This window comes from Paenibacillus sp. JCM 9796 (genome assembly GCF_055379675.1).
This window is the reverse complement of sequence record NZ_AP043723.1, coordinates 4130839-4155785: the sequence shown is the minus strand read 5'-3', so window position 1 is coordinate 4155785 and position 24947 is coordinate 4130839. Positions and strand designations below refer to the sequence as shown.

Sequence of the window (24947 nt, the reverse complement as noted above, 5' to 3'; positions counted from 1 at the left end):
ACTATTTTGATAGCCAAGCCCATAAAATGGGACTAACCAATCCATCGGGAGGTTGCCATCCTTATGAAACGTTCGCCGCTCTTATCCGGATTGACGTATTCCACTGTCGTCACCTTAGTCGGCACGCTGCTTGCTTCGCTCCTTATGCTCGCCACTGATTTGTCCGAAAGCTCCTGGCTCCGGACCACGCTGTTCATTCACGGGCTGTCGTTGCTGATCGGAGGCTTCGTCACCGGCAAACGGTGCGAATCCAGAGGTTGGTACCACGGCGGGCTGCTCGGCCTGGTCTATACGCTTATTGTGTGGATGATCGGCTTTCTCGCCTACGACAGCGGGCTGACGCAAGAACTGCTGATCCTCTCCGGCATCGTGCTCGTAATGGGCGCACTCGGCGGCATGATCGGGGTCAATGTGAAGAAGTAAGTGAAATAAGCCGGCAGCTGCGCAAAAAAGGCGTGCATGCGGCAGAGAATGGCTCTCTGGCGCAAAGTACGCCTTTCTTGTCTCTGGAATTGTTTAACAGTGCGCGCTACTACTTGTCTTCAACGGAAGGCGCCGGGGTTACCGCGTTAATCGCCGAACGTTCGAAGGTCAGTTTCGTCACATCATTGACGCGCAGGACGATCGTATCGTCCGTCAGCTCCACGATAGTGCCGTGCAAACCGCCAATCGTAACGATTTTGTCCCCTTTTTTCACGCTGCTCAACATCATGTTGCGGGTTTTCTGACGTTTTTGTTGAGGACGGATCAGCAGGAAATACAAAACAACAAACATTAGGACGAGCGGTCCATAGGTCATCAAATAACTTTCGATGCCTGCCGGAGCTTGGTTGGCCGTAGCCAAAATCATGATCGTTTCCTCCCTTTTTACCTGGCATATGTATATATGATGGTTGGTTAAAACCCTTTGCTGTTCTCGTCGATGCCGTATTTTGCAAAAAATTCGTCGCGGAAATCAAGCAGCCGGTCTTCTTGAATCGCTTGCCGAACCCCGCGCATCAGTTCGAGTAAGAAATGCAGATTGTGATAAGTCGTCAGCCGTATGCCAAACGTCTCGTCCGCCTTAATCAAGTGGCGAATGTAAGCGCGCGAATAGTTACGGCACGTATAGCAGGAACATTCCGGATCAAGCGGCTGGAAATCTTCGGCGTATTTGGCATTGCGCACAACCATACGGCCGGAGCTTGTCATCACGGTGCCGTTGCGGGCAATACGCGTAGGCAGCACGCAATCGAACATGTCGATGCCGCGAATCGCGCCTTCCAGGAGTGCATCCGGTGAACCGACGCCCATCAGGTAACGGGGCTTGTTCGCCGGCAGCAGCGGAACGGTGTAGTCGAGAACCTCAAGCATCAATGGCTTCGGTTCGCCTACGCTGAGTCCCCCAATAGCATACCCCGGGAAATCCATGGAAGTCAACTCTGCCGCGCTTTGCTTGCGCAAATCTTCGTACATCCCGCCCTGAACGATGGCGAACAACCCCTGATCATGCTTGCGCCCATGCGCCTCCAGGCATCGCGCCGCCCAGCGCGTCGTCCGCTCGAGCGATTGCTTGGCGTAGCTGTGCTCGGCCGGATAAGGCGGGCATTCGTCGAACGCCATGATGATGTCGGAGCCGAGCGCGTTCTGGATCTCGATCGATTTCTCAGGCGAAATGAACAGCTTGTCCCCGTTCAAGTGAGAACGGAATTGAACGCCTTCTTCCGTGATTTTGCGCATCTCGCTTAACGAGAATACCTGGAAACCGCCGCTGTCCGTCAAGATCGGGCGATCCCAGTTCATAAATTTGTGCAAGCCGCCGGCCGCTTTCACGACTTCGTGCCCGGGACGCAGGAACAAATGGTAGGTGTTGCTCAGAATAATGTGCGCATCCATCTGCTTCAGTTCTTCCGGGCTCATCGTTTTGACGGTTGCCTGGGTGCCGACCGGCATGAACGCCGGGGTCTCGATGACGCCGTGCGGCGTATGCACACGTCCGAGCCGGGCGCCGGATTGCTTGCACGTTTTGATAGGTTCATAGGTGATGGCCATTAATCAGTCACTTCTTTCTAATAAATAAACATGGCGTCGCCGAAGCTGAAGAAGCGGTATTCCCGCTCGACGGCTTCCTTGTAGGCCGCGAGCACGCGCTCGCGTCCAGCCAGCGCGCTGATCAGCATCATCAGCGTCGATTTGGGTAAATGGAAATTCGTCAGCAGCGCATCGACAATCTTAAACTCGTAGCCCGGGTATATGAAAATACCCGTCCAACCGCTGCCTGCTTCCAGCGTGCCGTCCAACCGCGCCGCCGTTTCCAGCGTTCGCGCACTCGTCGTGCCCACGGACACCACGCGGCCTCCGCGGGCTTTGGCAGCGCGGATGATGTCCGCCGTCTCCTGCGACACCTCGTAATACTCTTCGTGCATTTCATGCTCTTCAATCGTATCCGCAGCTACGGGGCGGAACGTGCCAAGCCCGACGTGAAGCGTCACATAGGCTAATTGTATACCTTTTTGTTCCAGCCTATGCAGGTAATCTTCCGTGAAATGAAGCCCTGCTGTCGGCGCCGCCGCCGAGCCCTGATGCTTGGCATACACCGTCTGATACCGCTCCCGGTCCGGCAACTGCTCTTTAATATATGGCGGCAGCGGCATCGAACCAAGACGGTCGAGAATTTCATTGAATATGCCCTTGTATGAAAATCGAAGAACCCGCGTGCCCATCTCGCCTTCGGATTCCACAACAGCGGTCAGCATCGGTTCGCCCTCATCGCTTCCCGAATCCGACGTCCCGAAATGAATAAGCGCGCCGGTCTTCAGCCGTTTGCCCGGACGAACGAGCGCCTCCCAGGCGTCTCCTTCGAGCTGCTTCAGGAGCAGCACCTCCGCTTTCGCACCGGTGTCCGGCTTCACGCCAAAGAGCCGGGCTGGAATGACCCTCGTGTCGTTAAGCACGAGCACATCCCCGGCTTGTAGAAAAGATTCCAATTGCTCGAACCCGTAATGCCCGATCTCCCCGGTACGCTTGTTCAGCGTCAGCAGCCGCGAGGCCGTACGATTCTCGAGCGGCGTCTGCGCGATCAACGATTCGGGGAGATGGTAATCAAACAAATCTACCTGCATGAACAACTTCATTCCCTTTACGGTAAAGTGGTGACGGTCACCCCGGAATAGTACGCTTGTAAAATTTTCACATAATCATAGCCCAGCTCGGCATAACCTTTGGCACCCCATTGCGACATGCCGAGTCCATGGCCGAATCCGGTGCCTTTAAACACGAATTGCGTGGTTTTGGAAACCGGCTTTACGTTTCCGTCGGCGCTTAGTACGAAGAACTGTTCCTGCTCGTAAGCTTGAGGCGTACCCGAGCCTCCTGCGAAGTAAAGCGGCGCATCGGAGGCGCTTTGCTCGCGGACAGCGCTTCCTGCTCCCCGTATAGTATACCGTTCCGATTGTTCAATTTCAAACCGCGTGCTGGGCAGCCCGCCGAGCAGCGAACGCAGCGCATCCGGATATGACGCTTTCACGGCTTGTCCGTTGACGGACACTTCCAGCGCACGTCCGGACGGCCCCCGCTTCGTTACCTCGAGGCGGGTAATGCCGCCGGCAGCGGAAGCCGGCAGCGAAGAGCCGAGCTTCTCCCTCAGCCTGCCCTCGTCGAACGGACCGCGAACCCATGCGAACGCGTTCGATTCCATCATTTGGCCGATCACAACGAACCGGCTGCCGGCATCGACTTTCGCGATAGCGGGATTGGCCGCATTGTCGACAAAGGGTGCCGAACGAATGTTGACCGCGTCCGTCGTCGACTCGTAATAAGGCAGGCCGATCTCATTCTTCGTACCGGTGTCGCGGGCGTAATCCGAATGAATATATCCGGTTAATCCGCTGGGCAGGACGATCCGATACCACGGCTTTTTGCCTGCTTGGGCACCTTCGTCCGGCGACGGCACGCTCTTCAGATAAGGGACGGGGTTGCCCCATACCTCGCTCGAATCGGCCGTCATGCCGCCTGCATTGGAATAGAAGAGCGGGTCGATCAAAGCGTTCTTGTAGGTCAGCACCTGACCTTTGGTCGAATCGACCGCTTGAATCGCAGCGGCGAATTCCGCTTCACGCCCTTTGTACACCTGATCCGCTGTCGAATCGGACACATTCGCAATTTGGTATTTGTCGCCCTGCTTCAACGCGTATGTACGGGCGGCGATCGCCTGCGCCTTCAGCGCTTCCGCCGGCCAAGACGAGTTTAACTCCGAACCGACGACGCTGTATAAATATTGATCAATGGCCAATTCGTTGATGACGGCAAGCTTGCCGTTCAACGTTGTCACCTCGATGCCGCCGCGGTACGAACGGTTCGATCGCTCAGCCACCTGCACGCCTGCTTTCGGATCTACAGGTGCCGCCCACAGCTTGGCTCCGCCGCCGACAACGAAAGCGGTGACCGGCTGTACGGCCCCATCCCCGCTCACGGAAAGCTCGCTGCGCTTGAGCACGTAGCCCGCCGTTTGATCCACGGCCGTCAAGCGGGCTGCAGGCAGTGCGGCGCTTACCTTGTCCTTTAGCGTCTTCAGCGAAGCGTCATCAGCCGCTCCGCCGACCATGACGGCGAAGCCGCCGCCGATGAGCGCCACGTCAGCGTCAAAGCCGGCCTGCACGATCGCATCCGCTTGCGCCTGCGCTTCAGGCTCCGTGGCGTAAACGCCGGCGTTCCAGCCCAGCGGTCCGGCAACTTGGGCGGTTGCATCCGCTTTGGCCGCCGCAGCGGCCGCTTCCTTCGTCGGAAACGGGCCGATATATGCGGCATATGCCGGCTTCCCCTGCTTCGAGCGCTGCACGATGCCCGTACCCGCTCCGCCAACCGCCAGCTTCTGCGCTTGAGCTCTTGCGACGGCTGCATCGGCGCTTTGCGGAAGCAGCGCATAATAGCCGTTCGCATAGGCGCGTACGGCTTCTTTCGCATTCACCTGATGCAGCGGCTTGAAGCCGCTTGCATCGCGCAAGCCGAGCGCGAGTGCGGCCGTGTCCGCGCTCAGCGTAACCGCCGATGCCGGACTGCTGTAACGGCCGGTATCGATAAATAGCGCGACGCGGACGGAAGCCGGCATGGCAGCCGGAATTGCCGCTTGCGCGGCAGGCGCGAGCGGCGTGACCACCGGCGCTGCGAACACGCCGGTCCAGACAACGGCAGCGCACAGCGCCGTCTTGAGACCCGCTCCAAGCGGGCGCCGACCTCGTTCATGATCAACGTTATGACGTTTGGGACTCCCCATGCTGCGTGATTCTCCTCCCCTATTGCAACCGTTGCATCGAGCTGCGATGATGCCGGTTGTCAATCCTATTGCAACCGTTGCATCGAGCTGCGATGATGCCGGTTGTCAATCCTATTGCAACCGTTGCATCGAGCTGCGATGATGCCGGTTGTCAATCCTATTGCAACCGTTGCATCGAGCTGTGATGATGCCGGTTGTATGGTCTCGCTTCTGTAGCGGTAATGATCCCCTAGTAAACTTTTAGGACCGGCTTGGCATCGGCAAGCCCAAATGCTTGCACGCGCTCGCCGTCACCATCCGCCCCCGCGGAGTGCGCTGCAAAAATCCGATTTGGAGCAAATAAGGCTCGTACACGTCCTCAATGGTCTGGCTTTCTTCGCCAATGGAGGCCGCTATCGTGTCAAGACCGACCGGTCCCCCTTGAAAGCTTAGGATAATCGCGCGCAGCATTTTGTGATCGATCTCGTCAAGACCGAGCGGATCGACCTGAATGCTCGACAACGCAGCTTGCGTTATGTCCAGCGTAATGATGCCGTCGCCCTTCACTTGGGCAAAGTCGCGCACCCGCTTCAGCAGCCGGTTGGCGATCCGCGGCGTTCCCCGCGACCGCATGCCGATCTCGTGAGCCGCTTCGCCGACGATCTGCACCTGCAGCAGGTCGGACGTGCGGCTGACGATGTACGACAGCTCATCTACCGTATAATACTCCAAACGGCTGACGACTCCGAAACGATCGCGCAGCGGCGCGGATAGCAAGCCGACACGCGTCGTCGCCCCGACGAGTGTAAACGGCGGCAAGTCGAGCCGCACCGAGCGGGCGCTCGGTCCTTTACCGATAATAATATCCAGCGCGTAATCCTCCATCGCCGGGTATAACACTTCCTCCACCGTGCGGTGCAGGCGGTGGATTTCGTCGATGAACAGCACATCGCCTTCCTGCAAATTGGTCAGGATAGCGGCCAAATCGCCCGGCCGTTCGATGGCGGGGCCGCTCGTCGTGCGAAGATTGACGCCAAGCTCGTTCGCGATGATATTGGACAGCGTCGTTTTCCCGAGTCCGGGAGGGCCGTATAGAAGCACGTGATCGAGCGCTTCCTTGCGCATTTTCGCCGCCTCGATATATATTTTCAAGTTTTCTTTCGCTTGCGACTGGCCGATATACTCCGCCAAATAGCGCGGGCGCAGACTGAATTCCATCGTCTGATCTTCCATCATCAAGTTCGCCGATATAATCCGGTCATCCATGCTGCGATTCTCCTTTCTAACCGTTCTTAACGCTGCGCCGGGCGCCGTAACGTCATCTCATCATCGACTGTTGGAACAGCGCCTGCAGCGCCAGCTTCGTCACGGCGTCCGTCGTCTCGCCGCCCTGCAGCTTCGGTTTGATTGCCGCTCCTGCACGGTCCGCTTCCGCCTCGGTGTAACCGAGCGCGAGCAGCGCCGCCTTCGCCTCCGCCCAAGCGCCTCCGCCCAGCGGAGCTGCGGCCGTGTCGGCCAGACTGAAGCCAGCCCCCGCCATATCGTCGTCCGTGGACGTCCAGGCGCCGAGCTTGTCCTTCAGATCAAGCACCATGCGCTGCGCCGTTTTCTTTCCGATTCCGGGCAGCTTTGTCAAGAACGCGACATTCTCCTGACGGATCGCCGAGGCGATCGTCTCCGGCCGCCCGCCCGCCAAGATGCCGATCGCGACCTTCGGCCCGATTCCGCTTACCTCCAGCAGCAGGCGGAACAGCGATTGCTCCTCGCGAGACGTGAAACCGAACAGCAGGTGCGCATCCTCACGCACCTGGTAATGGATATACATCGTCACTTCGCCGCCGTCCTTGCCGTCCTTCGGCGCAACGGCGAACGGATTCGCACAGAACACCCGATAGCCGACGCCCCGCACGTCGAGCACGACATACTCCGTTTCCCGGTGGGCGACGGTTCCTCTTAGAAAGTCGATCATCGCTTGGTTGCTCCATTCATCTTTTGTAAAAGTGTTGCCGAATGCGCGTGGCAAATCGCGACGGCAAGCGCATCCGCCACGTCGTCCGGCTTCGGCACGCTCGATAAGTGCAGGAACATCCTGACCATCTCCTGCACCTGCTTCTTCTCGGCTTTACCGTAACCCACAATCGCCTGCTTGACCTGCAGCGGCGTGTATTCGCCGATCGGCAGTCCCTGCTGCACAGCCGCCAGCATCAATACTCCGCGCGCTTGACCGACGGTCAGCGCGGTCGTTACGTTGCGGTTGAAGAACAGCTTCTCGATCGCCACCGCGTCAGGTTTATATTTGTCTATCAATTGGACCATAGCTTCATAGACTTGCTTCAGACGCACTGAATCTTCGGTATGCGCCTCGGTTTGAATCGAGCCGTACTGGACGGGCACCAATTTATGTCCCTGCTTGTCGATAAATCCGAAACCGACGATGGCGATTCCCGGGTCGATGCCTAATATGCGCACGCGGCTTCCAACTCCCCCGCCCGCTCCTCCGTGAGCCTCTATGACGTTCAAAGGACACCAGAAAGCGAACATATGTATTCACCAGCCCATTATATCAGATTATCCCCCCTATGAACACGCTGTATGGAAGAAAACCGTCCGTCAGGCGCCTCGCACCAGCCCTCCGGTAAGCATTAGAGGAAACTGCGGCGCGTTATGCTCGCCGACTCTGCCATCAGAGCAAAATAACGGCGCTGGATCAACCGCATGCGCACTCGGCCGCAAGCGGATGCTCTCCAAGCCCCGCAGCTATCCCCGGATGGTCATGCGCAGCCGATCCCGTCATCAACGCAAATAAACCTCCTGGACCACTTCATAACGTGGACCGGGAGGTTTATTCCGCTCTGACCCTCATCCAAACCGGGGATGAAACGGGCCAGCCTCTATCGTCCTTCAAGGGGAAGGCGCCCGCTGCATCGCATTCTCCGTCTCCTCCACCGCATAGTCGCTCAACGTGGACAATACGCTGTTGTAATCTTCAAGATCGTGAATACGTATGCCATGGTACAGCTGCCTGACCGTTTCGCGGGGCAGACTGCTTTCCAGGTGCTCAATGTTCAATTGAAAGAACGTGCGCATGACGTTCTCCGTTCCGGAGTTCGGGACGCCTTCGAACAAGGAAAGGTTGCCCTTCGCATCGAGCCCGAAGTACGCCTTTTCCTTGCAGGCCGGCGACAAGTCGTCGATCGACTCCGTGAAGTACACCGTGTTCGTCTCGCCCAGGCTGACCGTTATGGAAGGATGGTTGCGGTAATAATTCATAATGCCGTTCGAATCGAGCAGTCCGATCCGTTCGAGCTCCTCCCCGCACACATAGGCTTTCTTCGAGAATGCTTCCCGTTTACCCTCCATTCCGCTAATGATCTTCCGCACCTCTTCCTCGGGCTGTTTGAACGCCGTCACTTGACGGCTGAATACGGCCCGATCCTGCTGCCATTCTCCCAAATCCCGGGAAAGCGGAGCTTGTACCGCACTACGCGAGAACCAAAGCCACGAAGCAAACACGCCCATTGCGAGCAGCACGACCGCCAAATGCAGCCAGCCGCGTTTAAGGCGAAGCTTTCGTTTCAGTTGTTTTTTGAGCTGATTCCACCATTCTTTCACTTGCATAGGAGATCCCCTCTTGTCTATATCGTTATGATTTACTATTTTTCCCATGGGGATCGACGTTTATACGGAATGGATGTATACTGTGTCTTATGGTAAACAACCCATGAGGGGAAGGATGATGACTTACCTATGCAGTCGCTTTTGAAAGAAGTATGGGCTTGGATCCGTTCCATTGCCGCCGCGTTTGTCCTAACCATCTTGATCGGGATGTTCATATTCCAGCCGACCAAAGTGCTCGGACATTCCATGGATCCGACGCTAAACGATCAACAGCGAATTTACGTTTCCAAACTGTCGCATACGTTCCGGTACGGACCGGATTACGGGGATATCGTCATTATCGACAGCCGGGTGGAGCGCCCCCGCACCTTGAAGGACGATCTGCTGGAGCATCCGCTGCTTCGCCTCCTTCGCGGTGAGGATGACCCGAACATGTACGTGAAACGGGTGATCGGGAAGCCAGGCGACATACTGGAGATGAAAGATAACAGAATGTACCGAAACGGTCAGCCTCTGGACGAGCCTTACTTGAACGAAACGATGGATACTCCCGTTTCACGGCAATGGACCGTGCCGGAAGGCCACGTATTCGTCATGGGCGACAACAGAAACCACAGCAAGGATAGCCGGGATATCGGCTTCGTGCCGATCGACCATGTGCTTGGCATTAAGTTTTAGTTGAATATAAATTAGCTCGCGAACGGAGCCTATCCGGCAAAATGTTCAAAAAGGCAAGCCTTGCAGCAAGGGCATTGCCTTTTTTTATCTTCATTTCAAAATCCACTGATTCAAATCAAAGCCCTTCTGCGCCAGCTTCTCTTCGACTAAAAAAGCTTTCGTCCCTTCCAGCAGCTTCACGCCGGAGTCGGTAAAAGGCACATCCTTGATCCATGAGACAAACACCAATCTTCGCCGAGCCATATTTTTTTATGGTAAATTGATTGCAGTAAAAAGACGGAGATTAGCTACAATAAACTTCTACCTTTGCAGATCATAAGTAACTGACGCTGTATACAGAGGGGGTTGAAGCTTGAACAGGTTTGTAGTCTATATAATTGCCAGTATCGCATGTCTGATCTTACTCATACTCGGTGTTATGTATGGAATATGGGATAGCAACCAATCTAAAACAGGACCAGTAGGCGATGGGAATGCAAATCCTACTATATTTCAATTGATACCAAGTTTTACGACTTTTCTTCTAGGAATCATAAATTTACCCATGGCTATTATCCGCTATAAGAAAAATAAAGAATCAAAAAGCAAAGAGAATTGAACATGAACTTACAATAAAATTGTTACGCTACCTGATACGATAGATTAATTAACTGCCTTTTCAGCGGGCGGTTTTTATTTGGGTCTAAAATCAATAATACACGGTAACACAGCCTTTAAATAAAGGACAAAAAGCCGCCCCCCGTACGCATTCGTTCCGGGAAGACGGCATTTGCTTAGTGAAAAACCGGACAGACTTAGTCGTTTAACCAAGGTCTTGTTCTTTTGACTTTCGGAGGATGATGAGCTTTGCGGCTGTTCCGTTCAATCAAGCTGCTGATGGCGGCGCGGGCCGATTTCCCACGGGCTGGACGCTTCGCCCTCGCGTCTTCTTTCGCAGCCGGAGCGGCGGCCGACTTGCCGTCCTTCGATTTGTGGATCGACAGCGCACGTTCCTCCGCAACCAGAGGTTCCGCCGTCGCAAACGGCATCGCCCCGAGGCCGGGATATACGTTCACCGCGATGCCAGGTTCCGGAAACGGGTAGCCCGCTACGGCATGCGGCAAGATCGGCGACCCGTACGGCGAAGCAGGGTATGCGTCGTACAGATCCCTACCGTAAGGCGTCGGATACATCTCCATCGGCTCCTGATCGTACGGCGTGCCCGGGTACATCCCCATCGGCTCCTGATCGTATGGCGTGCCCGGATACATCCCCATCGGCCCCTGATCGTACGGCGTGCCCGGATACATCCCCATCGGCTCCTGACCGTACGGCGTGCCTGGGTACATCCCCAGCGGCTCCTGGCCGTATGGCGCGTTCGGGTCCGTCGCGAGAGGTTCCTGGCCATATGGCGCGTTCGGGTACGCCCCCAGCGGCTCCTGGCCGTATGGCGCGTTCGGGTACGCACCCAGCGGCTCCTGGCCGTATGGCGCGTTCGGATATGCCCCCAGCGGTTCCTGGCCGTATGGCGCGTTCGGGTCCGTCGCGAGAGGTTCCTGGCCATATGGCGCGTTTGGATACGCCTCCAATGGCTCCTGGCCGTATGGCGCGTTCATTTGGGGCAGCGCATAAGGCAGATTCGGTTGACCGCAGCCGCAGCCTTTGCTTGCTGCCGGCGCTTCCCAACTCGGATACGGCGAGTAGGTCACGTTCGGCGTACTCATCGTATAAGGCATTTCTCCGTGCTTTGGCTGGTTCGGAAATACAGGCAGCTCCGGCTCCGTCGCCCAGGGACTTTGCATCATCACTTCCGTTGCCGGCACTTGGAATTGCTGGAACAAGTTCGCTACCGGCGGCATATTTCCGGCATACGTAGGCTCCATAGACGGCATTCCGACATTCGGTGTCGGCATTTCGATATTCGGAGTCGGCATTCCGACATTCGGTGTCGGCATCCCGATATTCGGTGACTGCATCCCGATATTCGGTGACTGCATCCCGATATTCGGCGTCGGCATCTGGATATTCGGATACGGCGTAATGCCGGGCGCTTCCTCCTTCAACGGCGCTTGCGGCGCCTCCGGCATCATCGGCGCCTCCTCAACCGGCAGCGGAGATAACGGCATTACGGACGTATCCGCTTTGGCCAAGTGGTGAAGCATTGACGGGCCCGTGTCGGATTTCAGCTTCGGAATGTACACGATCTCCCCGGTCATCAGCACGTTCGGATTTTTCAGCTGCTGGTTCGCAGCCACCATATCGGCCAACGGCACGCCCCAAGCTTTGCCAAGCTTCCACAGGGTGTCGCCCTGCACCACGACATGCTTATATAAGTAATCCGTCGGCTGCTGGACAGGCTTAGGCGAATCCGGGATTTTCACCTTCATCCCGACATCGATCACATCGGGATTAGCGATTTGCGGATTGGCGGCAATAAGTTGGTCGAGCTCCACGTGATATTTTTGGGAGAGCTCGTAAAGGGTGTCACCTTTTTTCACAAGATGGATTTTCAATTGCATAAACCTCCTTAGTTTTGCGCTTTGTGCTACCGGAACAAAATGACATTACAGTTTATGCACGAAGGTAGGCATTTGACCACGCAAACTTGAAAAATTTCCATCCTGTCGCTGATAAGGTCCTATTTCCAGGTTTCCCGGATGCCTTGGCTCTAATCTCCGACGATTAGCGCAGAACTGTCCACCTTCCCGCTATACGCTCCGTATGCGATTCAGGCTCGAGCCCCCAACATGACGTTACCCGGCAGTGTTGCCGTTCGCCTGCACTTCCGTATACCGGAACAATTCCTGTGAGCCCGTCCCCCCCCTAACCCGAGCCACTTTCCTATCTAACGAAAAAATAGCGGAACTCTGACATCTTATTCCTTATACTTCGCCGCCAAACGGCGTCAATTGCAGGAATAAGATACTGGAGTTCCGCTATGTTTATCGTAAGGGCACAAACACGCCGCGTTCGGCGGCGGACCGTGAAGGTGCGCGAGCCTACTCGTACACCTTCACGCCGTCTACTTGGACGAGCTTGCGGAATTCCCGCAGCAGGCTCGTCGTGATCGGTCCGGCTTTGCCTTCGCCGATCGTGCGCGCGTCGACTTCGCGCACCGCGATGACTTCCGCCGCCGTACCGGTGAAGAACACTTCATCGGCGACGTACACATCGTGCAGCGTGAAGGGCTCTTCCTTCAGCTTATAGCCGAGCTTGCCGCACAGCTCGATAATGGCTGCGCGGGTAATACCTTCCAGCGCCCCGCAGTAGCAGGGCGGGGTAAACACAACGCCGCGTTTGACGATAAAGATATTGTCGGACGAGCCCTCGGCTACGTAGCCTTGCGAATTCAGCATGATCGCTTCACCCACGCCGGCAAGGTTCGCTTGAATTTTCACCAAAATATTGTTCAGGTAATTCAGTGATTTGATCTTCGGATTGAGCGCGTCGGGCACGTTGCGGCGCGTCGAGACGGACACCGTCCTCAGCCCGTTGACGTAAGCTTCTTCCGGGTAAATCGCCAGCTGTTCCACGATGATAATGACATTCGCCTTCGGGGAACGGCGCGGGTCGAGGCCGAGATCCCCGGGTCCGCGGGAGACGACCAGCCGAATGTACCCGTCGCGCAGCTCGTTGCGGCGAATCGTTTCGACAAGCACGTCCTGCATCTCGCCAAAGGTCAGCGGGATTTCAAGCATGATCGACTTGGCCGAATCGTACAGCCGGTCCAGATGTTCCTTGCATTTGAAGATGTTGCCGTTATAAACCCGAATGCCTTCGAAAATACCGTCTCCGTACAAAAAACCGTGGTCGTACACCGAAATTTTAGCGTCCTCTTTGCTCACAAAGCCGCCGTTCAAGTAAATGACTTGGGCCACGTTCTTTACACCTCCGCTTGTTCTGGGTCATAGGAATATGTCGGGTAACAACCTAAGATGCGCACCTGGCAGCCGATCGCCTCAATTTCCTGCAGCGCGGCCGGCAGCAGCACGGAATCCATGGAAGCCTCGATGTCGATATAAAAGTAATAATTACCGAGCCGTTTTTTCGTCGGACGGGATTCGATCTTGGACAAGTTGATGCGCCGCCAGGCGAAAGCCGACAGCACCTGATGCAGTCCCCCCGGATAATCTTCGGGCATCGTTATAAGAATCGTCGTCTTCTGCTGCGGCGACGCCTTCAGCTGCGGCTTCTCCTGTCCGATCAGCACGAACCGCGTATAGTTGTTCTGGTGATCCTGCACGCCTGCCGCCACCGTCGACAACCCATACAATACGCCGGCACCTATCGGAGCAAGCGCCGCGACCGACGGATCGCCCAGCTCCCGCACAAGGCGGGCCGCTTCACCGTTGCTGCCGACCTGCTCCAGCTCGACATGCGGCAGGAATTTGCGCAGAAACCGTTGACACTGCGCCAGTGTGACGCTGTGCGAGTATACTTTACGGATCTCCCCGCACGCCGCCTCCAGCTCGGTCCCCTGCCCTTCGCCGCTCGGCAAACGGAGCAAATTGATCGAAATCGGGTACACCCACTCCGCTTGTATCGGCAAATCCACCTCATGGACCAGCATATCCACATGCAGCGTCACCGAGCCTTCGAACGTGTTCTCGATGGGAATAACGCTGTAATCTGTTGTTCCGTTCACGGTCGATTGGAACACATCCGCGATCAGTTTGCAGTTAACATATTCAAATTCATCCGTTCCGAGCACATAATGAGCCGATTCCTCGGTGAATGTCCCCGGACCGAGAAGTGCGATTCGCTTCATCCCAAGGTCTCCCCTTTAACGAATTCAAGCAAGGAACACCCTTGCTCCTCAGGCGCCAATACTTGGGCAGCGACGCCCTCCCGATCGGGCTTCAGCCACAATAAAGTCGCTTCGATCCCTTCGGCCCGAAGCTTGCCCCGCATGAATGATTCCAGCTCGTTCTTCCTATCCGAATCCCGATCCACCAGCGTCAATATCGTCGGCCCCGCGCCGCTCAACGCGACACCTAGCGCGCCGTGGTCGGTCGCTTCCGCGAGAATGCCGGCAAGGCCAGGCACAAGCGGAGCCCGGTACGGCTGGTGCAGCGCATCCTTCATCGCCACACGGATCATATCGAGCCGGCCCGTGCAGAAAGCGGCGACCAGCACCGACGAGTGACCTACGTTGAACACGGCGTTCTCGAGGCTTTGCTCACGCGGCAGCACGCCGCGCGCTTTCTCCGTAGACAGCTGAAAATGCGGAATCGCCACAAGCACGTCCAGCCTCTCGTGCGGCTCTACGCGAATATATTCTGCCCGCTTGCCGTCCCAGAATGCCACGACGATGCCCCCGAACAAGGAAGCACCGACGTTGTCGGGATGCTTCTCCAATTCGGTGGCGATTTGAAACAGCTCATCCTTCGTGAACTTGTCCCCAATCAGCGCGTTTGCCGCCGTCAGTGCTCCGACGATGGCCGAGGCGCTGCTGCCGAGTCCCCGGGTCAGCGGAATGTCGCTGTACATCGCGATATCGAGTTCCGGAATTTCGACTCCCGCCCGCTTGAACACGAGCTGAGCCACTTCATAGATCAGGTTGCTTTTATCCGTAGGCACGCCGTTCATCTGATCCCCGTGCAGCGTAATCCGGGTTTCGTCCGACACGCTCATGTCAATCCATGCATACAAATCCAGCGCCATGCCGAGCGTATCGAAGCCGGGTCCGAGGTTCGCCGTGCTGGCCGGCACCTTCACACGCACTCTGCGTTTATTGATATCCGTCATGTCTGTCCGCGCCCCTAACCTTCAAGCTTTCGAATGGCTTCCATAACCGCTGCTTCGGAATCCTTCACCACAACCGGCTCGGCGGCCACGCTCTTAATGGCGATGTTCGGATCTTTCAGCCCATGGCCGGTCAGCACGCAGACGACGCGTTGACCTTTCTCGAAATACCCTTCGCGCTTCAGTTTCATCACGCCTGCGATCGAAGCCGCGGATGCCGGTTCGGCAAAAATCCCTTCGCGTGCAGCGATCGTTTTGTAGGCGTGCAAAATTTCGTCATCCGTGACAAAGTTGATTTGACCTCCGGAATCTTTAGCCGCCGCTTCGGCGCCCTTCCAAGTGGCCGGGTTCCCGATGCGGATCGCGGTTGCGATCGTTTCCGGATTCGGAATCGGCTCTCCGCGCACGATAGCCGCGGCGCCTTCCGCTTCGAAACCGATCATTTTCGGCAGCGATCGGGACTTGCCCTTCTCGTAGTATTCCTTGAAGCCTTTCCAGTAAGCCGTGATGTTGCCTGCGTTACCGACCGGAATCGCAAGATAGTCCGGCGCTCCGCCGAGCTGGTCGCACACTTCGAAGGCGGCCGTTTTTTGCCCTTCGATGCGGTATGGGTTGACGGAGTTAACAAGCGTGATCGGATGCTTGGCCGTAATTTCGCGCACGATTTCGAGCGCCCGGTCAAAGTTGCCTTCGATCGCGATGACTTTCGCGCCGTAGATGATCGCCTGCGCCAGCTTGCCGAGCGCAATGTTGTTGTTCGGGATGAGCACGATGCAGTTCAAGCCGCCGCGAGCCGCGTAAGCCGCAGCTGCCGCCGAGGTGTTGCCCGTCGACGCGCACATGATCGTACGGCTGCCTTCTTCCATCGCTTTGGCTACGGCCATAACCATACCGCGGTCTTTGAAAGAGCCGGTCGGGTTCAGCCCTTCGTATTTAAAGTACAGATCCAGGTCGAGCTCGTTTGACAAGTTCTCCGCGCGTACAAGCGGCGTATTGCCTTCCTGCAAAGTAAGCAGCGGCGTGCTCTCATTCACCGGCAAATAGGGTCTGTACGTTTCCAGAAGTCCCTTCCATCTCATGTCTTGCTTAGCCCTCCACTCGGTAGACGCTCTTGATCGCTTGAACGACGTTCATGGACTCGATTTGCTTCAACACGTTATTCATCGCAGCTTTATTGGCGTCATGGGTAATGATGATAATTTCGGCAAGCGGGTTGGTCGCGTTCGGGTGCTGAAGCACCGACTCCAGGCTCACTTCGTGCTGGGCGAACACTTGCGTAATTTGCGCCAGTACGCCGGCTTTGTCTTCCACATGCAGTAAAATAAAGTTCTTCGACGCGATTTGCTCGTCCGTCTTCAGCTTCTTCTCCTTATAAGGCACGAACCCGCGGCGGCCGTTGATGCCAAGGTTCAGGTTGCGCACGACGGCCACCAGATCGGCCACGACAGAGGTCGCGGTCGGCATTTCGCCGGCGCCCGGTCCGTAGAACATCGTTTCGCCCACCGCTTCGCCATAAACGTACACGGCGTTAAACACGCCGTTGACCGATGCGAGCGGATGCGAATGCTTGACCATCGTCGGCTGCACGCTGATGCTAATGTGCTCGTCTTGACGCTCCGCGATGCCGAGCAGCTTCACTTCATATCCGAGACGTTTGCCGTACGCGATGTCTTCTTTGGATACTTTGGAGATGCCCTTTACGGACACGTCCGACAGCTCTACGTTCGCACGGAAGCCGAGCGTGGCGAGAATCGTCATTTTGCGCGCCGCGTCGAAGCCTTCCACGTCCGAGGTCGGATCGGACTCCGCATAGCCGAGCTGCTGCGCTTCCTTCAGCACATCTTCGTACGCAGCGCCTTCCTGGCTCATCTTCGTCAAAATATAGTTGGTTGTACCGTTGACGATCCCCATAATTTTCGTAATGCGATCCGAGGAAAAACCTTCGACCAGCGTCCGGAGGATCGGAATACCGCCGGCGACGCTCGCCTCGTAGAGCACGTCGCAGCCTTTCTCTGCCGCTTTCGCCAAAATCTCCGGCCCGTGCAGCGCCATCAAATCCTTGTTGGCGGTGACCACATGTTTACCGCGATCCAGCGCTGCGAGAATCAATTGTTTGGACAGCTCGATACCGCCCATCACTTCCACAACGACGTCGATTTCCGGGTTCTCGATCACGTCCCACGGATTTTCCGTGACTTTATCCGCAGCCACATGAATGCCGCGGCTTTTGCTGCTGTCCTTGACCAATACTTTCACGATTTCGATCGGGGAGCCCGATTGGCTGAGCAGATCGGGCTGGTGTCCTTCCACAATGCGAACGACCCCGGTACCGACTGTACCTAGACCGAGTAATCCTACTTTGACGGGTTTCATATGTGTCCTCCTTATGCGTTGTTGTACGATAAGTCCCGGTTCGTAATAAAGACCTCCAGCCTGGATTGAACATGAATGCTTTGAACGATAGCCCTAGGCGATGTTCGAATTCATTTTCAAAGGCGTTGCACGCCCCGGTTCTTTTTTACTGCCCTTATCATCATCCAAAACGCTGCTATTATTAGTATTAGCCTTGCCCGGCGAGGGTGGCGCGGGTGACGCCGTCCTGGCTGCGCAGCGTGTCGAGCAAATGGCTCACGTTCTCGCCCATCATCGACGTCTCTACCGAGATGACGACATTGGCGATGCCCTGCAGCGGAATCGTTTGGTGGATCGTCAGCACATTGCCTTCCAGCCCGGCGATCAGCGCGAGCACGCGGGACAAGATGCCGGATCGGTGCTCCAAATCCATGGAGATCGTGACGATCCTGTCGCGCTCCAGCTTGGTGAGCGGGAAGATGCCGTCTTTGTACTTATAAAAAGCGCTGCGGCTTAATTCCACCTGCTCCACCGCTTCGTGGACCGTCTTCACTTCGCCGCGGGCCAGCAGCTCCTTCGCTTGCAGCGTCTTGAAGAGCGCTTCCGGCAAGATGTCCTCGCGGACCAAGAAAAATCGCTGCCCCTGCGGCGGTTTTCCCTCGGTATGTTTGTCAGGCACGATAACAGTCCTCTCTACACAGACGATTGTTTTCATCTAGTGGACATTATATCGCAACACGCTCTCCCCGGCAATAGGCTTTCCACTTGAAAATATGATAAAGTGATGATATACACCTGCGAAAAGGAGCGATTCCGGTTGATCCGAGCGAGGATGATAGCGACTGCTATATTATTCCATCAGAACGACATGCTGATGATGAAGCGTTCTCCGTACCGTACGTTATCCCCCGGTATGTGGGCGGCCGTCGGCGGTCATTTGGAGCCTCATGAAATTAATGATCCCGAATCGGCCGTGCTTCGCGAGATCCATGAGGAAACGGGGCTGCTTCCCGAAGATTTGCGCGACCTGCGCCTGCAGTACATCCTTATCCGGTTAAATCAACAGGAAGTGCGCCAGCAGTTCATTTATACGGGAAGGACCGGGAAGCGCACGGTCAATCAAACCGACGAAGGCGAGCTGTTCTGGATTCCCCGCGAACAGGTGCTGAATCGTGAAATCCCTTTTATTTTCCACCGCTTGCTTGAACATTATTTCGAGCACGGACCGAGCCCCCACGTCTGGGTCGGAACGGCAGGTTACGAACCGGACGGCTCGCCCGCGGTTCACTGGACGGAGCTGGTGGATCCGCAGCAAAGGTAACGATTTAAACGGAAGAAAGGGGCGAGACATCATGGCCATTGCCGAAATTACGGTTATCCCCGTCGGGACGGCGTCGACCAGCCTGAGCGCCTATGTCGCCGACATTCACCGGTACGGATGAACAAGCCAAGGGCGCCATATCGTTTGAGCTGACCGCGATGAGCACGATCGTCGAAGGGGAATTCGACGAGCTGCTGCGCGTCATTCGCGGCATGCACGAGCTGCCCTTCGCCTCCGGCGCGCAGCGGGTGTGTACTTCGGTCAAGTTCGACGACCGCCGCGACAAGCAAGGCTCCGTCGCGCAGAAGCTGCGCTCGGTAGCGGATAAACTGGACTAGAGCCCCGCATGGGAGTGGGAGGAAAACGGAACGTGATCGATGAGAACCCGAAAGATGAAAGATACGTTTACGATATTGACGTGCAGGGTATCACCTACAACAGGGATCAGAAGACGCTGCTTGCGGACGTCACATGGCGCGTTCGCAAAGGGGAGCACTGGGCGCTGCTCGGCTTGAACGGCTCGGGCAAAACGACGCTGCTCAACATGATCACCGGTTACATCTGGCCGACCCGCGGAAGCGTCGCCGTGCTTGGCGAAACGTACGGGACGGTTGATCTGCGCGAGCTGCGCAAGTCGATCGGCTGGGTCAGCTCGTCTTTACAGGAAAAGCTGCACGCCAGCGATCGGACGCAATACGTCGTGCTCAGCGGCAAATTCGCTACAATCGGCTTATACGATAAGCCAGATGACGACGACTTCGAACAGGCTGCAGAGCTGATGCGCCAGCTTGGCTGCGCCCACCTGTGGGATCGGCCGTATCAGACGTGCTCGCAGGGCGAGAAGCAGAAGGTGCTGATCGCCCGCGCGCTGATGGCTTCGCCGAAGCTGCTCATTTTGGACGAGCCGTGCAACGGGCTCGATCTGTTCGCGCGCGAAACGCTGCTTGGCGGCATTGAAGCGTTGGGGGCGCAGGCGGATGCGCCTACCTTTGTGTACGTTACGCACCATACGGAGGAAATTTTGCCGATGTTCGGCCATACGCTGCTGCTGCGCCGGGGCGAAGTGTTCGATGCGGGCGCAACGACGGCGCTGCTTACCGAAGAACGTCTCTCCCGCTTCTTCGAACTTCCCGTCGACGTGCATTGGCGGCAAGGCCGCGCTTGGCTGTCGCCGCGGGAAAGCTAGCGAGCGCTAGGCCGCCTGCCGCAGCCGGACGAGGCGGCTTACGCCGGCCGTTTGCCGGGCGGCCGCAGACGAGCCCGTTACGCCGCTTCGTGCCGGACTCCAGACGCTGCGGCGGCTGACGGCAGCCTGCGCGCTTCCCTTTGCTCCGCTGAATGAAATCCATAAAAAAATAGCGGAACTGCGATGCGCTATTCGTCCCAAGATCTGGTTGTTCCACCAGAAATCGGGACAATACGGCATCCTAGTTCCGCTATTTATTTGGAATTGCGCCGCCCGGCAGTGATGCAGCAAGCGGCGTCCCCTCCTACTCCTGCTCGACAAATTCAAATTCGAAGTCGCCGATCCGTACCGTCGTACCATCCTTCGCACCGCGCTCGCGCAGCGCTTTGTCAATGCCCTTCTTGCGCAGGATGCGCGCGAATCGCATAACGGCCTCCTGCGTGCTGAAGTTGGTTCGTTTGATCAACTTCTCGATGCTCGGACTTTCGACCACGAACGCCTCGTTGTCCCGGCGAATAACGAAGGAGTCGTCATCGCCCTCTTCCAGGCGGTACACTTTGCGCTCCGACAAATCGACTAGCTCCTCCACCATCGGCATCTCCGGAATCGTCTCGAGCAAATCCATGACTTTGTAGAGCATCTCCTGCACGCCCGACTTGGACACGGCCGAAATCGGGAAGATCGGTATATCGAGCCCGCGGGCAGCCAGCTGTTCCTTGAACGACTCGAGGTATACTTCGGCGTCCGGGATGTCCATCTTGTTCGCGGCTATAAGCTGCGGGCGCTCTTCCAGCTTGGCGTTGTACAGCTTCAACTCTTCGTTGATTTTCAACCAATCTTCGAAAGGATCGCGTCCTTCCGTACCGGCCATATCCACGACATGCAGAATGATCCGCGTTCGCTCGACGTGCCGCAGAAATTCGTGCCCGAGTCCGACGCCCTCATGCGCGCCCTCGATCAAACCGGGCAAATCCGCCATCACGAAGCTGCGTCCGTCGCCGACGTCTACAACCCCCAAATTCGGCGTCAGCGTCGTAAAATGGTACGCGCCAATCTTCGGCTTCGCCCCGGACACAACGGACAGCAGCGTCGATTTCCCTACGCTCGGGAAGCCCACTAAACCGACGTCGGCCATGACCTTCAGCTCCAGCACGACCCAGCGCTCCTGGCCTTCTTCGCCATTCTCGGCGATTTCCGGCGCCGTATTGTTCGCCGTAGCAAACCGCGTATTCCCGCGGCCCCCGCGGCCGCCCTTCGCAATGACGACCTCTTGGCCGTGACGCGTCAAATCGGCGATGATCTCCTGCGTGTCGTCATCGATAACGACCGTGCCGGGCGGTACGCGCACGATCATATGCTCCGCATTCGCGCCATGCTGGCTTTTGTTGCGCCCCTTCTCGCCCCGCTCCGCCTTGAAATGCTTCTGATAGCGAAAGTCGACTAGCGTCCGCAACCCTTCGTCCACACGGAATATGACGTTGCCGCCATTCCCTCCGTCGCCTCCGGCCGGCCCGCCTTCGGGTACGTATTTCTCCCGGCGGAACGCAACCAGACCGTCGCCTCCGTCGCCGCCTTTAACATAAATCTTAGCCTTATCTACAAACATAACCCGTTCACCCTCTTTATGTATCCATCCTGCAAATTAATAGGTCCAGGCTGCCGCCCAAACGACCGAACGTTCATCGTACCGGCTCCGGATGCTCCACCCGCCCGTTTTCCAACGGGAGTTTAGGCTCGCTTCTAGCCGCTGCAGCCGCTCCGGAAGATAGCCGCCTTCATAGCTGATATCCAGGCATAGCGTCCGATCCTGCTTGGACCATGTCAATTCCAGCGTGTTGACCTCCGAATTCGTCGAAGAGACCGCTTCCTGCTTGAAGCCTTCCATCAGCGCCTTCACGCCCTCGGCCACCTCATGCGCGTGCGGCAGCTCCTGCAGGCGAATTTCTTCGCTCATCCGCATGTGCAGCTGCAGCTCCTTCACTTCCGTCTGGAACGAGAGCAGGTACACAATTAAAGACGGAATGCCAAGCTTCGAAATCAAGCTTTCCTGCTGCACCTTGTCTTTTATTTTTTCCATCATTGCCTGCAATTTATCATACTTTTTTAATTGCACGTAACCCATTAAGATTTGGATGTCGTTCATCCAATCATGCCGGTAGTGATTGAATAAACGAAGCACAAGCAAGTCCTGCTCCGACGCAAGCGCAGCGGACTCCAGGGCAAGGCGCGGTGCCGGCTTGTCCGTATTATGCTGTTCGTTATCGCCATCATTTACCCTTGGGGCCATGCTCCGATCTCTCCGTTCCGCTCATGGATATCCTTAACAGTATAGCATGCCGTATAGCAAAGTTCACGATTTTCTGCAAAAAAACAAACCCTGGCGAAGCTCAGTTCGCCAGGGTTTGGACGTTTGCCGTTTGTTACACTTCTACCGCAGCGGCTACCGGAGCTGCCGTTGCTGGGTAGACGCTCACTTTTTTACGATCGCGACCGAGACGTTCGAATTTCACGACGCCTTCCACTTTCGCGAACAGCGTGTCGTCGGAACCGATCCCCACATTATTGCCCGGGTGAATTTTCGTTCCGCGTTGACGAACGAGGATGCTGCCGGCCGTTACGGTTTGACCGTCGGCACGTTTCACGCCAAGACGTTTCGCGATACTGTCACGACCGTTCTTGGTGGAACCTACACCCTTCTTCGATGCGAACAATTGAAGATTCAATTGTAACATGTCTGTCTACCTCCTTACTTGGATGATGTCTGGTCTTGCATTGCTATATATGCACTATACGACTGTTCAATAGATTTCAGCATGATGACCATGCCTTCAAGTAACAACTGCATTTTGCTTTCCGTCTGGGCATCGGCCGCTGGCGGAATGTCCGCCGACAGAAATCCGTGCTTCATCCGGGTTTTCAACTGCACACCGGTTAACGCTTCAATCGCGTTGACCGTGCCGACCGTGACTGCCGATACGCCGGCACAAACGATATCTTTGCCCGGTTCGTCGTACTGCGCATGACCGTCCGCATGAAAACGCTCGATCCGACCGCTCGCTCCCCGTTTAATCGTGACGCGAATCATATCGTTCTTACGCTTGGATCTTTTCGATCACAACTTTTGTGTACGGTTGACGATGACCTTGCTTACGGCGATAGTTTTTCTTCGCTTTGTATTTATAAACGATGATTTTCTCGCCTTTGCCGTGTTTCTCGACTTTACCGGAAACGGTAGCGCCGGAAATGAGCGGAGCTCCTACGACCAAACCGCTTTCCTTGGAAACGGCCAGCACGCGATCGAACGTTACGGCATCGCCTGCGCCTGCTTCCAGTTTCTCGATGTAAAGAACATCGCCTTCGGAAACTTTGTATTGTTTACCGCCTGTTTCAATAATAGCGTACATTTGTTGCACCTCCTCATGTCTCAGACTCGCCTAAGCCAAGGTGGCTTGACCCGAAAGACAAGCGCTTGAACGGAACCCGCTTCGTGCGGTTACAGCATGCTATAGCAACACACCATGATATTCTATCATAAACACCTGGAGCAATGCAACGGTTATTTCTCGCGGTTCGCGAAGCCGGTGCCGCCGCAGGCCCGGCAAGGCTCGGGCGACGTAATCTCCTTGCTGTCGCGCACCTTCTTACGGGTCATTTCCACCAAGCCGAGCTTCGTCCAGCCGACGACAACGGTTTTCGTCCGGTCCTTCTTCACTTCCTTGATCAGCTCGTCCAACACTTGCTGCCGCAGAGCTTCCGTTTCCATATCGATAAAATCAATGATAATAAGTCCGCCGATATCCCGAAGACGCAGCAGCCGGGCAATTTCCCGGGCCGACTCCATATTCGTGTCGTAAACGGTCTGCTCCAAATCAATCGATCCGGTATACTTGCCGGTGTTCACATCGAAAACCGTCAGCGCTTCCGTCCGGTCCACGATCAAATATCCGCCGTTATCAAGCCATACCTTCCTGCGCAGCCCTTGATCGAGAAGCTTGCCGACGCCGAAGTCATCCATCACGTCCGCGCCGGTATGAACCTTCACCCGTTCAGCAAGCCAATGCGAACCGGGAATCGATACGATCCCCCGTACCTCGGCCATGACGTCCGGTGAGCTCACCAGCACTTCCTGCACGTCCTCGCGAAACAAGTCGCGGATCAGGCGCGGCAGCATCTCCAGATCGCTGTGTATTTTGCGCGGCACGGAACCCTCCTGGTTCAAGGCCTGCTCCAGCCGCTGCCACCGGTTTCGCAGCTCCTGCAAATCAGCGGCAAGCGCCTCTTCCGTCTCGCCGAGCGCTGCCGTCCGGACGATAAACCCTTCGCCCGGCTGCAGCTGGCGCTCGGCCATCTTTTTCAGCCTATCCCGCTCCGAAGCGCTGTCGATCTTGCGGGATACGCCGACATAGTCGGCATAAGGCATATACACCCCGAAACGCCCGGGAACCGAATAATGGGTGGTCACCCGCGCGCCTTTGGTGCCGACCGGCTCTTTCGCCACTTGCACCATCACTTGTTGGCCGACGCTGACCAAATCGTGTATCGGGGGCTTCTCCTTCGGCTGCTTGTCCAAATTCGCGGGAAGCAAATCATCAATATACAAAAATCCGTTCCGTTCCAACCCGATATCGACAAACGCCGACTGCATGCCCTGCAGCACGCGCACGACGCGGCCGATGTAGATGTTGCCCGCAAGCTGGCCTTGATCCCTCCGGCCTTTATAATACTCGGTTAATTTGCCGTGCTCTAAAATCGCCAATTCGGTATGCTCGTCATCGCATTTCACCAATATTCGTTTCATGTGCAGCAACACCTCGGCTCTATTGTACCATAATCTTTGG

The 24947-nt window shown here is 56.4% G+C and carries 28 protein-coding genes, 1 pseudogene and 1 other annotated feature; of the genes and pseudogenes, 6 read left to right on the top strand and 23 right to left on the bottom strand.

The window, feature by feature from the left end; genetic code table 11:
• The first annotated feature begins 63 nt into the window (after positions 1 to 63).
• Positions 64 to 423 carry a TIGR04086 family membrane protein gene (locus ACZ439_RS20105; RefSeq protein WP_054797603.1) on the top strand — a complete coding sequence of 120 codons (360 nt, stop codon included), beginning with the start codon at positions 64 to 66 and terminating at the stop codon, positions 421 to 423.
• Between the two features lie 109 nt (positions 424 to 532).
• Here ACZ439_RS20105 and yajC read toward each other — a convergent pair whose 3' ends face one another.
• The 8 genes from yajC to ACZ439_RS20065 all read right to left on the bottom strand — a co-directional run bounded on the left by yajC (position 533) and on the right by ACZ439_RS20065 (position 8848).
• A complete protein-coding gene (gene yajC / locus ACZ439_RS20100; protein ID WP_372813111.1) occupies positions 533 to 853 on the bottom strand; it encodes a preprotein translocase subunit YajC in 321 nt (106 codons plus the stop codon).
• Positions 854 to 897: 44 nt separating this feature from the next.
• Positions 898 to 2031: a tRNA guanosine(34) transglycosylase Tgt gene (gene tgt / locus ACZ439_RS20095; RefSeq protein ID WP_127607062.1), complete on the bottom strand. Its 1134-nt coding sequence runs from the start codon at positions 2029 to 2031 to the stop codon at positions 898 to 900.
• Positions 2032 to 2048: 17 nt separating this feature from the next.
• Complete coding sequence (gene queA / locus ACZ439_RS20090; protein ID WP_141334277.1) at positions 2049 to 3101, bottom strand: tRNA preQ1(34) S-adenosylmethionine ribosyltransferase-isomerase QueA; 1053 nt, start codon at positions 3099 to 3101, stop codon at positions 2049 to 2051.
• Positions 3102 to 3118: 17 nt separating this feature from the next.
• Positions 3119 to 5251, bottom strand: coding sequence for a SpoIID/LytB domain-containing protein (locus tag ACZ439_RS20085; protein ID WP_464620080.1), 2133 nt, complete (start codon positions 5249 to 5251; stop codon positions 3119 to 3121).
• A gap of 240 nt (positions 5252 to 5491) precedes the next feature.
• Positions 5492 to 6496 carry a Holliday junction branch migration DNA helicase RuvB gene (gene ruvB / locus ACZ439_RS20080; RefSeq protein ID WP_054798585.1) on the bottom strand — a complete coding sequence of 335 codons (1005 nt, stop codon included), beginning with the start codon at positions 6494 to 6496 and terminating at the stop codon, positions 5492 to 5494.
• Positions 6497 to 6548: 52 nt separating this feature from the next.
• Complete coding sequence (gene ruvA, locus ACZ439_RS20075) at positions 6549 to 7199, bottom strand: Holliday junction branch migration protein RuvA (RefSeq protein ID WP_054798586.1); 651 nt, start codon at positions 7197 to 7199, stop codon at positions 6549 to 6551.
• Complete coding sequence (gene ruvC, locus ACZ439_RS20070) at positions 7196 to 7699, bottom strand: crossover junction endodeoxyribonuclease RuvC (RefSeq protein ID WP_054798592.1); 504 nt, start codon at positions 7697 to 7699, stop codon at positions 7196 to 7198. Before ruvC ends, ruvA begins: the two co-directional genes overlap by 4 nt.
• A 432-nt stretch (positions 7700 to 8131) precedes the next feature.
• Positions 8132 to 8848: a BofC C-terminal domain-containing protein gene (locus ACZ439_RS20065; protein ID WP_141334281.1), complete on the bottom strand. Its 717-nt coding sequence runs from the start codon at positions 8846 to 8848 to the stop codon at positions 8132 to 8134.
• Positions 8849 to 8977: 129 nt separating this feature from the next.
• On the opposite strand from ACZ439_RS20065, the gene lepB reads away from it, so the two are divergent.
• The gene (gene lepB / locus ACZ439_RS20060) at positions 8978 to 9526 is read left to right on the top strand and encodes a signal peptidase I (protein ID WP_054798587.1); all 549 of its coding nucleotides are present in this window, start codon (positions 8978 to 8980) and stop codon (positions 9524 to 9526) included.
• A gap of 90 nt (positions 9527 to 9616) precedes the next feature.
• Here lepB and ACZ439_RS20055 read toward each other — a convergent pair whose 3' ends face one another.
• A complete protein-coding gene (locus ACZ439_RS20055) occupies positions 9617 to 9751 on the bottom strand; it encodes a hypothetical protein (RefSeq protein WP_258313386.1) in 135 nt (44 codons plus the stop codon).
• A 127-nt stretch (positions 9752 to 9878) separates the two neighbouring features.
• On the opposite strand from ACZ439_RS20055, the gene ACZ439_RS20050 reads away from it, so the two are divergent.
• Positions 9879 to 10124 carry a hypothetical protein gene (locus ACZ439_RS20050; RefSeq protein ID WP_127607054.1) on the top strand — a complete coding sequence of 82 codons (246 nt, stop codon included), beginning with the start codon at positions 9879 to 9881 and terminating at the stop codon, positions 10122 to 10124.
• 196 nt (positions 10125 to 10320) lie between these two features.
• Here ACZ439_RS20050 and ACZ439_RS20045 read toward each other — a convergent pair whose 3' ends face one another.
• The 7 genes from ACZ439_RS20045 to ACZ439_RS20015 form a co-directional block, all read right to left on the bottom strand.
• Positions 10321 to 12018, bottom strand: a complete 1698-nt coding sequence (locus ACZ439_RS20045; RefSeq protein ID WP_464620079.1) for a LysM peptidoglycan-binding domain-containing protein — start codon at positions 12016 to 12018, stop codon at positions 10321 to 10323.
• 486 nt (positions 12019 to 12504) lie between these two features.
• On the bottom strand, positions 12505 to 13383 hold the full coding sequence (gene ilvE, locus ACZ439_RS20040; protein ID WP_141334287.1) for a branched-chain-amino-acid transaminase: 879 nt from the start codon (positions 13381 to 13383) through the stop codon (positions 12505 to 12507).
• Between the two features lie 5 nt (positions 13384 to 13388).
• Positions 13389 to 14273, bottom strand: a complete 885-nt coding sequence (gene pheA / locus ACZ439_RS20035) for a prephenate dehydratase (RefSeq protein ID WP_127607840.1) — start codon at positions 14271 to 14273, stop codon at positions 13389 to 13391.
• A complete protein-coding gene (gene thrB / locus ACZ439_RS20030) occupies positions 14270 to 15253 on the bottom strand; it encodes a homoserine kinase (protein ID WP_054798564.1) in 984 nt (327 codons plus the stop codon). The genes pheA and thrB overlap by 4 nt, the downstream gene beginning before the upstream one ends.
• A gap of 14 nt (positions 15254 to 15267) precedes the next feature.
• Positions 15268 to 16329 (bottom strand): threonine synthase, encoded by a 1062-nt coding sequence (gene thrC / locus ACZ439_RS20025; RefSeq protein WP_127607838.1) that lies wholly within the window; start codon positions 16327 to 16329, stop codon positions 15268 to 15270.
• A gap of 7 nt (positions 16330 to 16336) precedes the next feature.
• Positions 16337 to 17623 (bottom strand): homoserine dehydrogenase, encoded by a 1287-nt coding sequence (locus tag ACZ439_RS20020; RefSeq protein ID WP_054798565.1) that lies wholly within the window; start codon positions 17621 to 17623, stop codon positions 16337 to 16339.
• Positions 17624 to 17810: 187 nt separating this feature from the next.
• The gene (locus ACZ439_RS20015; RefSeq protein WP_054798566.1) at positions 17811 to 18281 is read right to left on the bottom strand and encodes an ACT domain-containing protein; all 471 of its coding nucleotides are present in this window, start codon (positions 18279 to 18281) and stop codon (positions 17811 to 17813) included.
• A 138-nt stretch (positions 18282 to 18419) separates the two neighbouring features.
• Here ACZ439_RS20015 and ACZ439_RS20010 point away from each other — a divergent pair, with 138 nt between their 5' ends.
• From ACZ439_RS20010 to ACZ439_RS20000, 3 genes and pseudogenes are all read left to right on the top strand, one after another.
• Positions 18420 to 18923 (top strand): NUDIX domain-containing protein, encoded by a 504-nt coding sequence (locus tag ACZ439_RS20010; protein ID WP_054798567.1) that lies wholly within the window; start codon positions 18420 to 18422, stop codon positions 18921 to 18923.
• A 31-nt stretch (positions 18924 to 18954) separates the two neighbouring features.
• Positions 18955 to 19261 (top strand): annotated as a pseudogene (locus tag ACZ439_RS20005) (MTH1187 family thiamine-binding protein).
• Positions 19262 to 19293: 32 nt separating this feature from the next.
• Positions 19294 to 20109: an ABC transporter ATP-binding protein gene (locus ACZ439_RS20000; RefSeq protein WP_464620078.1), complete on the top strand. Its 816-nt coding sequence runs from the start codon at positions 19294 to 19296 to the stop codon at positions 20107 to 20109.
• Positions 20110 to 20115: 6 nt separating this feature from the next.
• Here the strand turns inward: ACZ439_RS20000 and ACZ439_RS19995 are convergent, their stop codons facing one another.
• From ACZ439_RS19995 to ACZ439_RS19965, 7 genes are all read right to left on the bottom strand, one after another.
• Positions 20116 to 20400 carry a hypothetical protein gene (locus ACZ439_RS19995; RefSeq protein WP_464620077.1) on the bottom strand — a complete coding sequence of 95 codons (285 nt, stop codon included), beginning with the start codon at positions 20398 to 20400 and terminating at the stop codon, positions 20116 to 20118.
• A gap of 13 nt (positions 20401 to 20413) precedes the next feature.
• Positions 20414 to 21715, bottom strand: a complete 1302-nt coding sequence (obgE, locus tag ACZ439_RS19990) for a GTPase ObgE (protein WP_141334295.1) — start codon at positions 21713 to 21715, stop codon at positions 20414 to 20416.
• Positions 21716 to 21751: 36 nt separating this feature from the next.
• Positions 21752 to 22396 carry a Spo0B domain-containing protein gene (locus ACZ439_RS19985; RefSeq protein ID WP_127607826.1) on the bottom strand — a complete coding sequence of 215 codons (645 nt, stop codon included), beginning with the start codon at positions 22394 to 22396 and terminating at the stop codon, positions 21752 to 21754.
• A 133-nt stretch (positions 22397 to 22529) separates the two neighbouring features.
• A complete protein-coding gene (gene rpmA, locus ACZ439_RS19980; RefSeq protein ID WP_127607824.1) occupies positions 22530 to 22841 on the bottom strand; it encodes a 50S ribosomal protein L27 in 312 nt (103 codons plus the stop codon).
• Between the two features lie 14 nt (positions 22842 to 22855).
• Positions 22856 to 23194: a ribosomal-processing cysteine protease Prp gene (locus ACZ439_RS19975; protein ID WP_054798076.1), complete on the bottom strand. Its 339-nt coding sequence runs from the start codon at positions 23192 to 23194 to the stop codon at positions 22856 to 22858.
• Positions 23195 to 23201: 7 nt separating this feature from the next.
• Positions 23202 to 23513 (bottom strand): 50S ribosomal protein L21, encoded by a 312-nt coding sequence (gene rplU, locus ACZ439_RS19970; RefSeq protein WP_054798075.1) that lies wholly within the window; start codon positions 23511 to 23513, stop codon positions 23202 to 23204.
• Positions 23514 to 23525: 12 nt separating this feature from the next.
• Positions 23526 to 23614 (bottom strand) — a sequence feature (ribosomal protein L21 leader region).
• A 51-nt stretch (positions 23615 to 23665) separates the two neighbouring features.
• Complete coding sequence (locus ACZ439_RS19965; protein ID WP_155613761.1) at positions 23666 to 24907, bottom strand: Rne/Rng family ribonuclease; 1242 nt, start codon at positions 24905 to 24907, stop codon at positions 23666 to 23668.
• Positions 24908 to 24947: the final 40 nt, after the last annotated feature.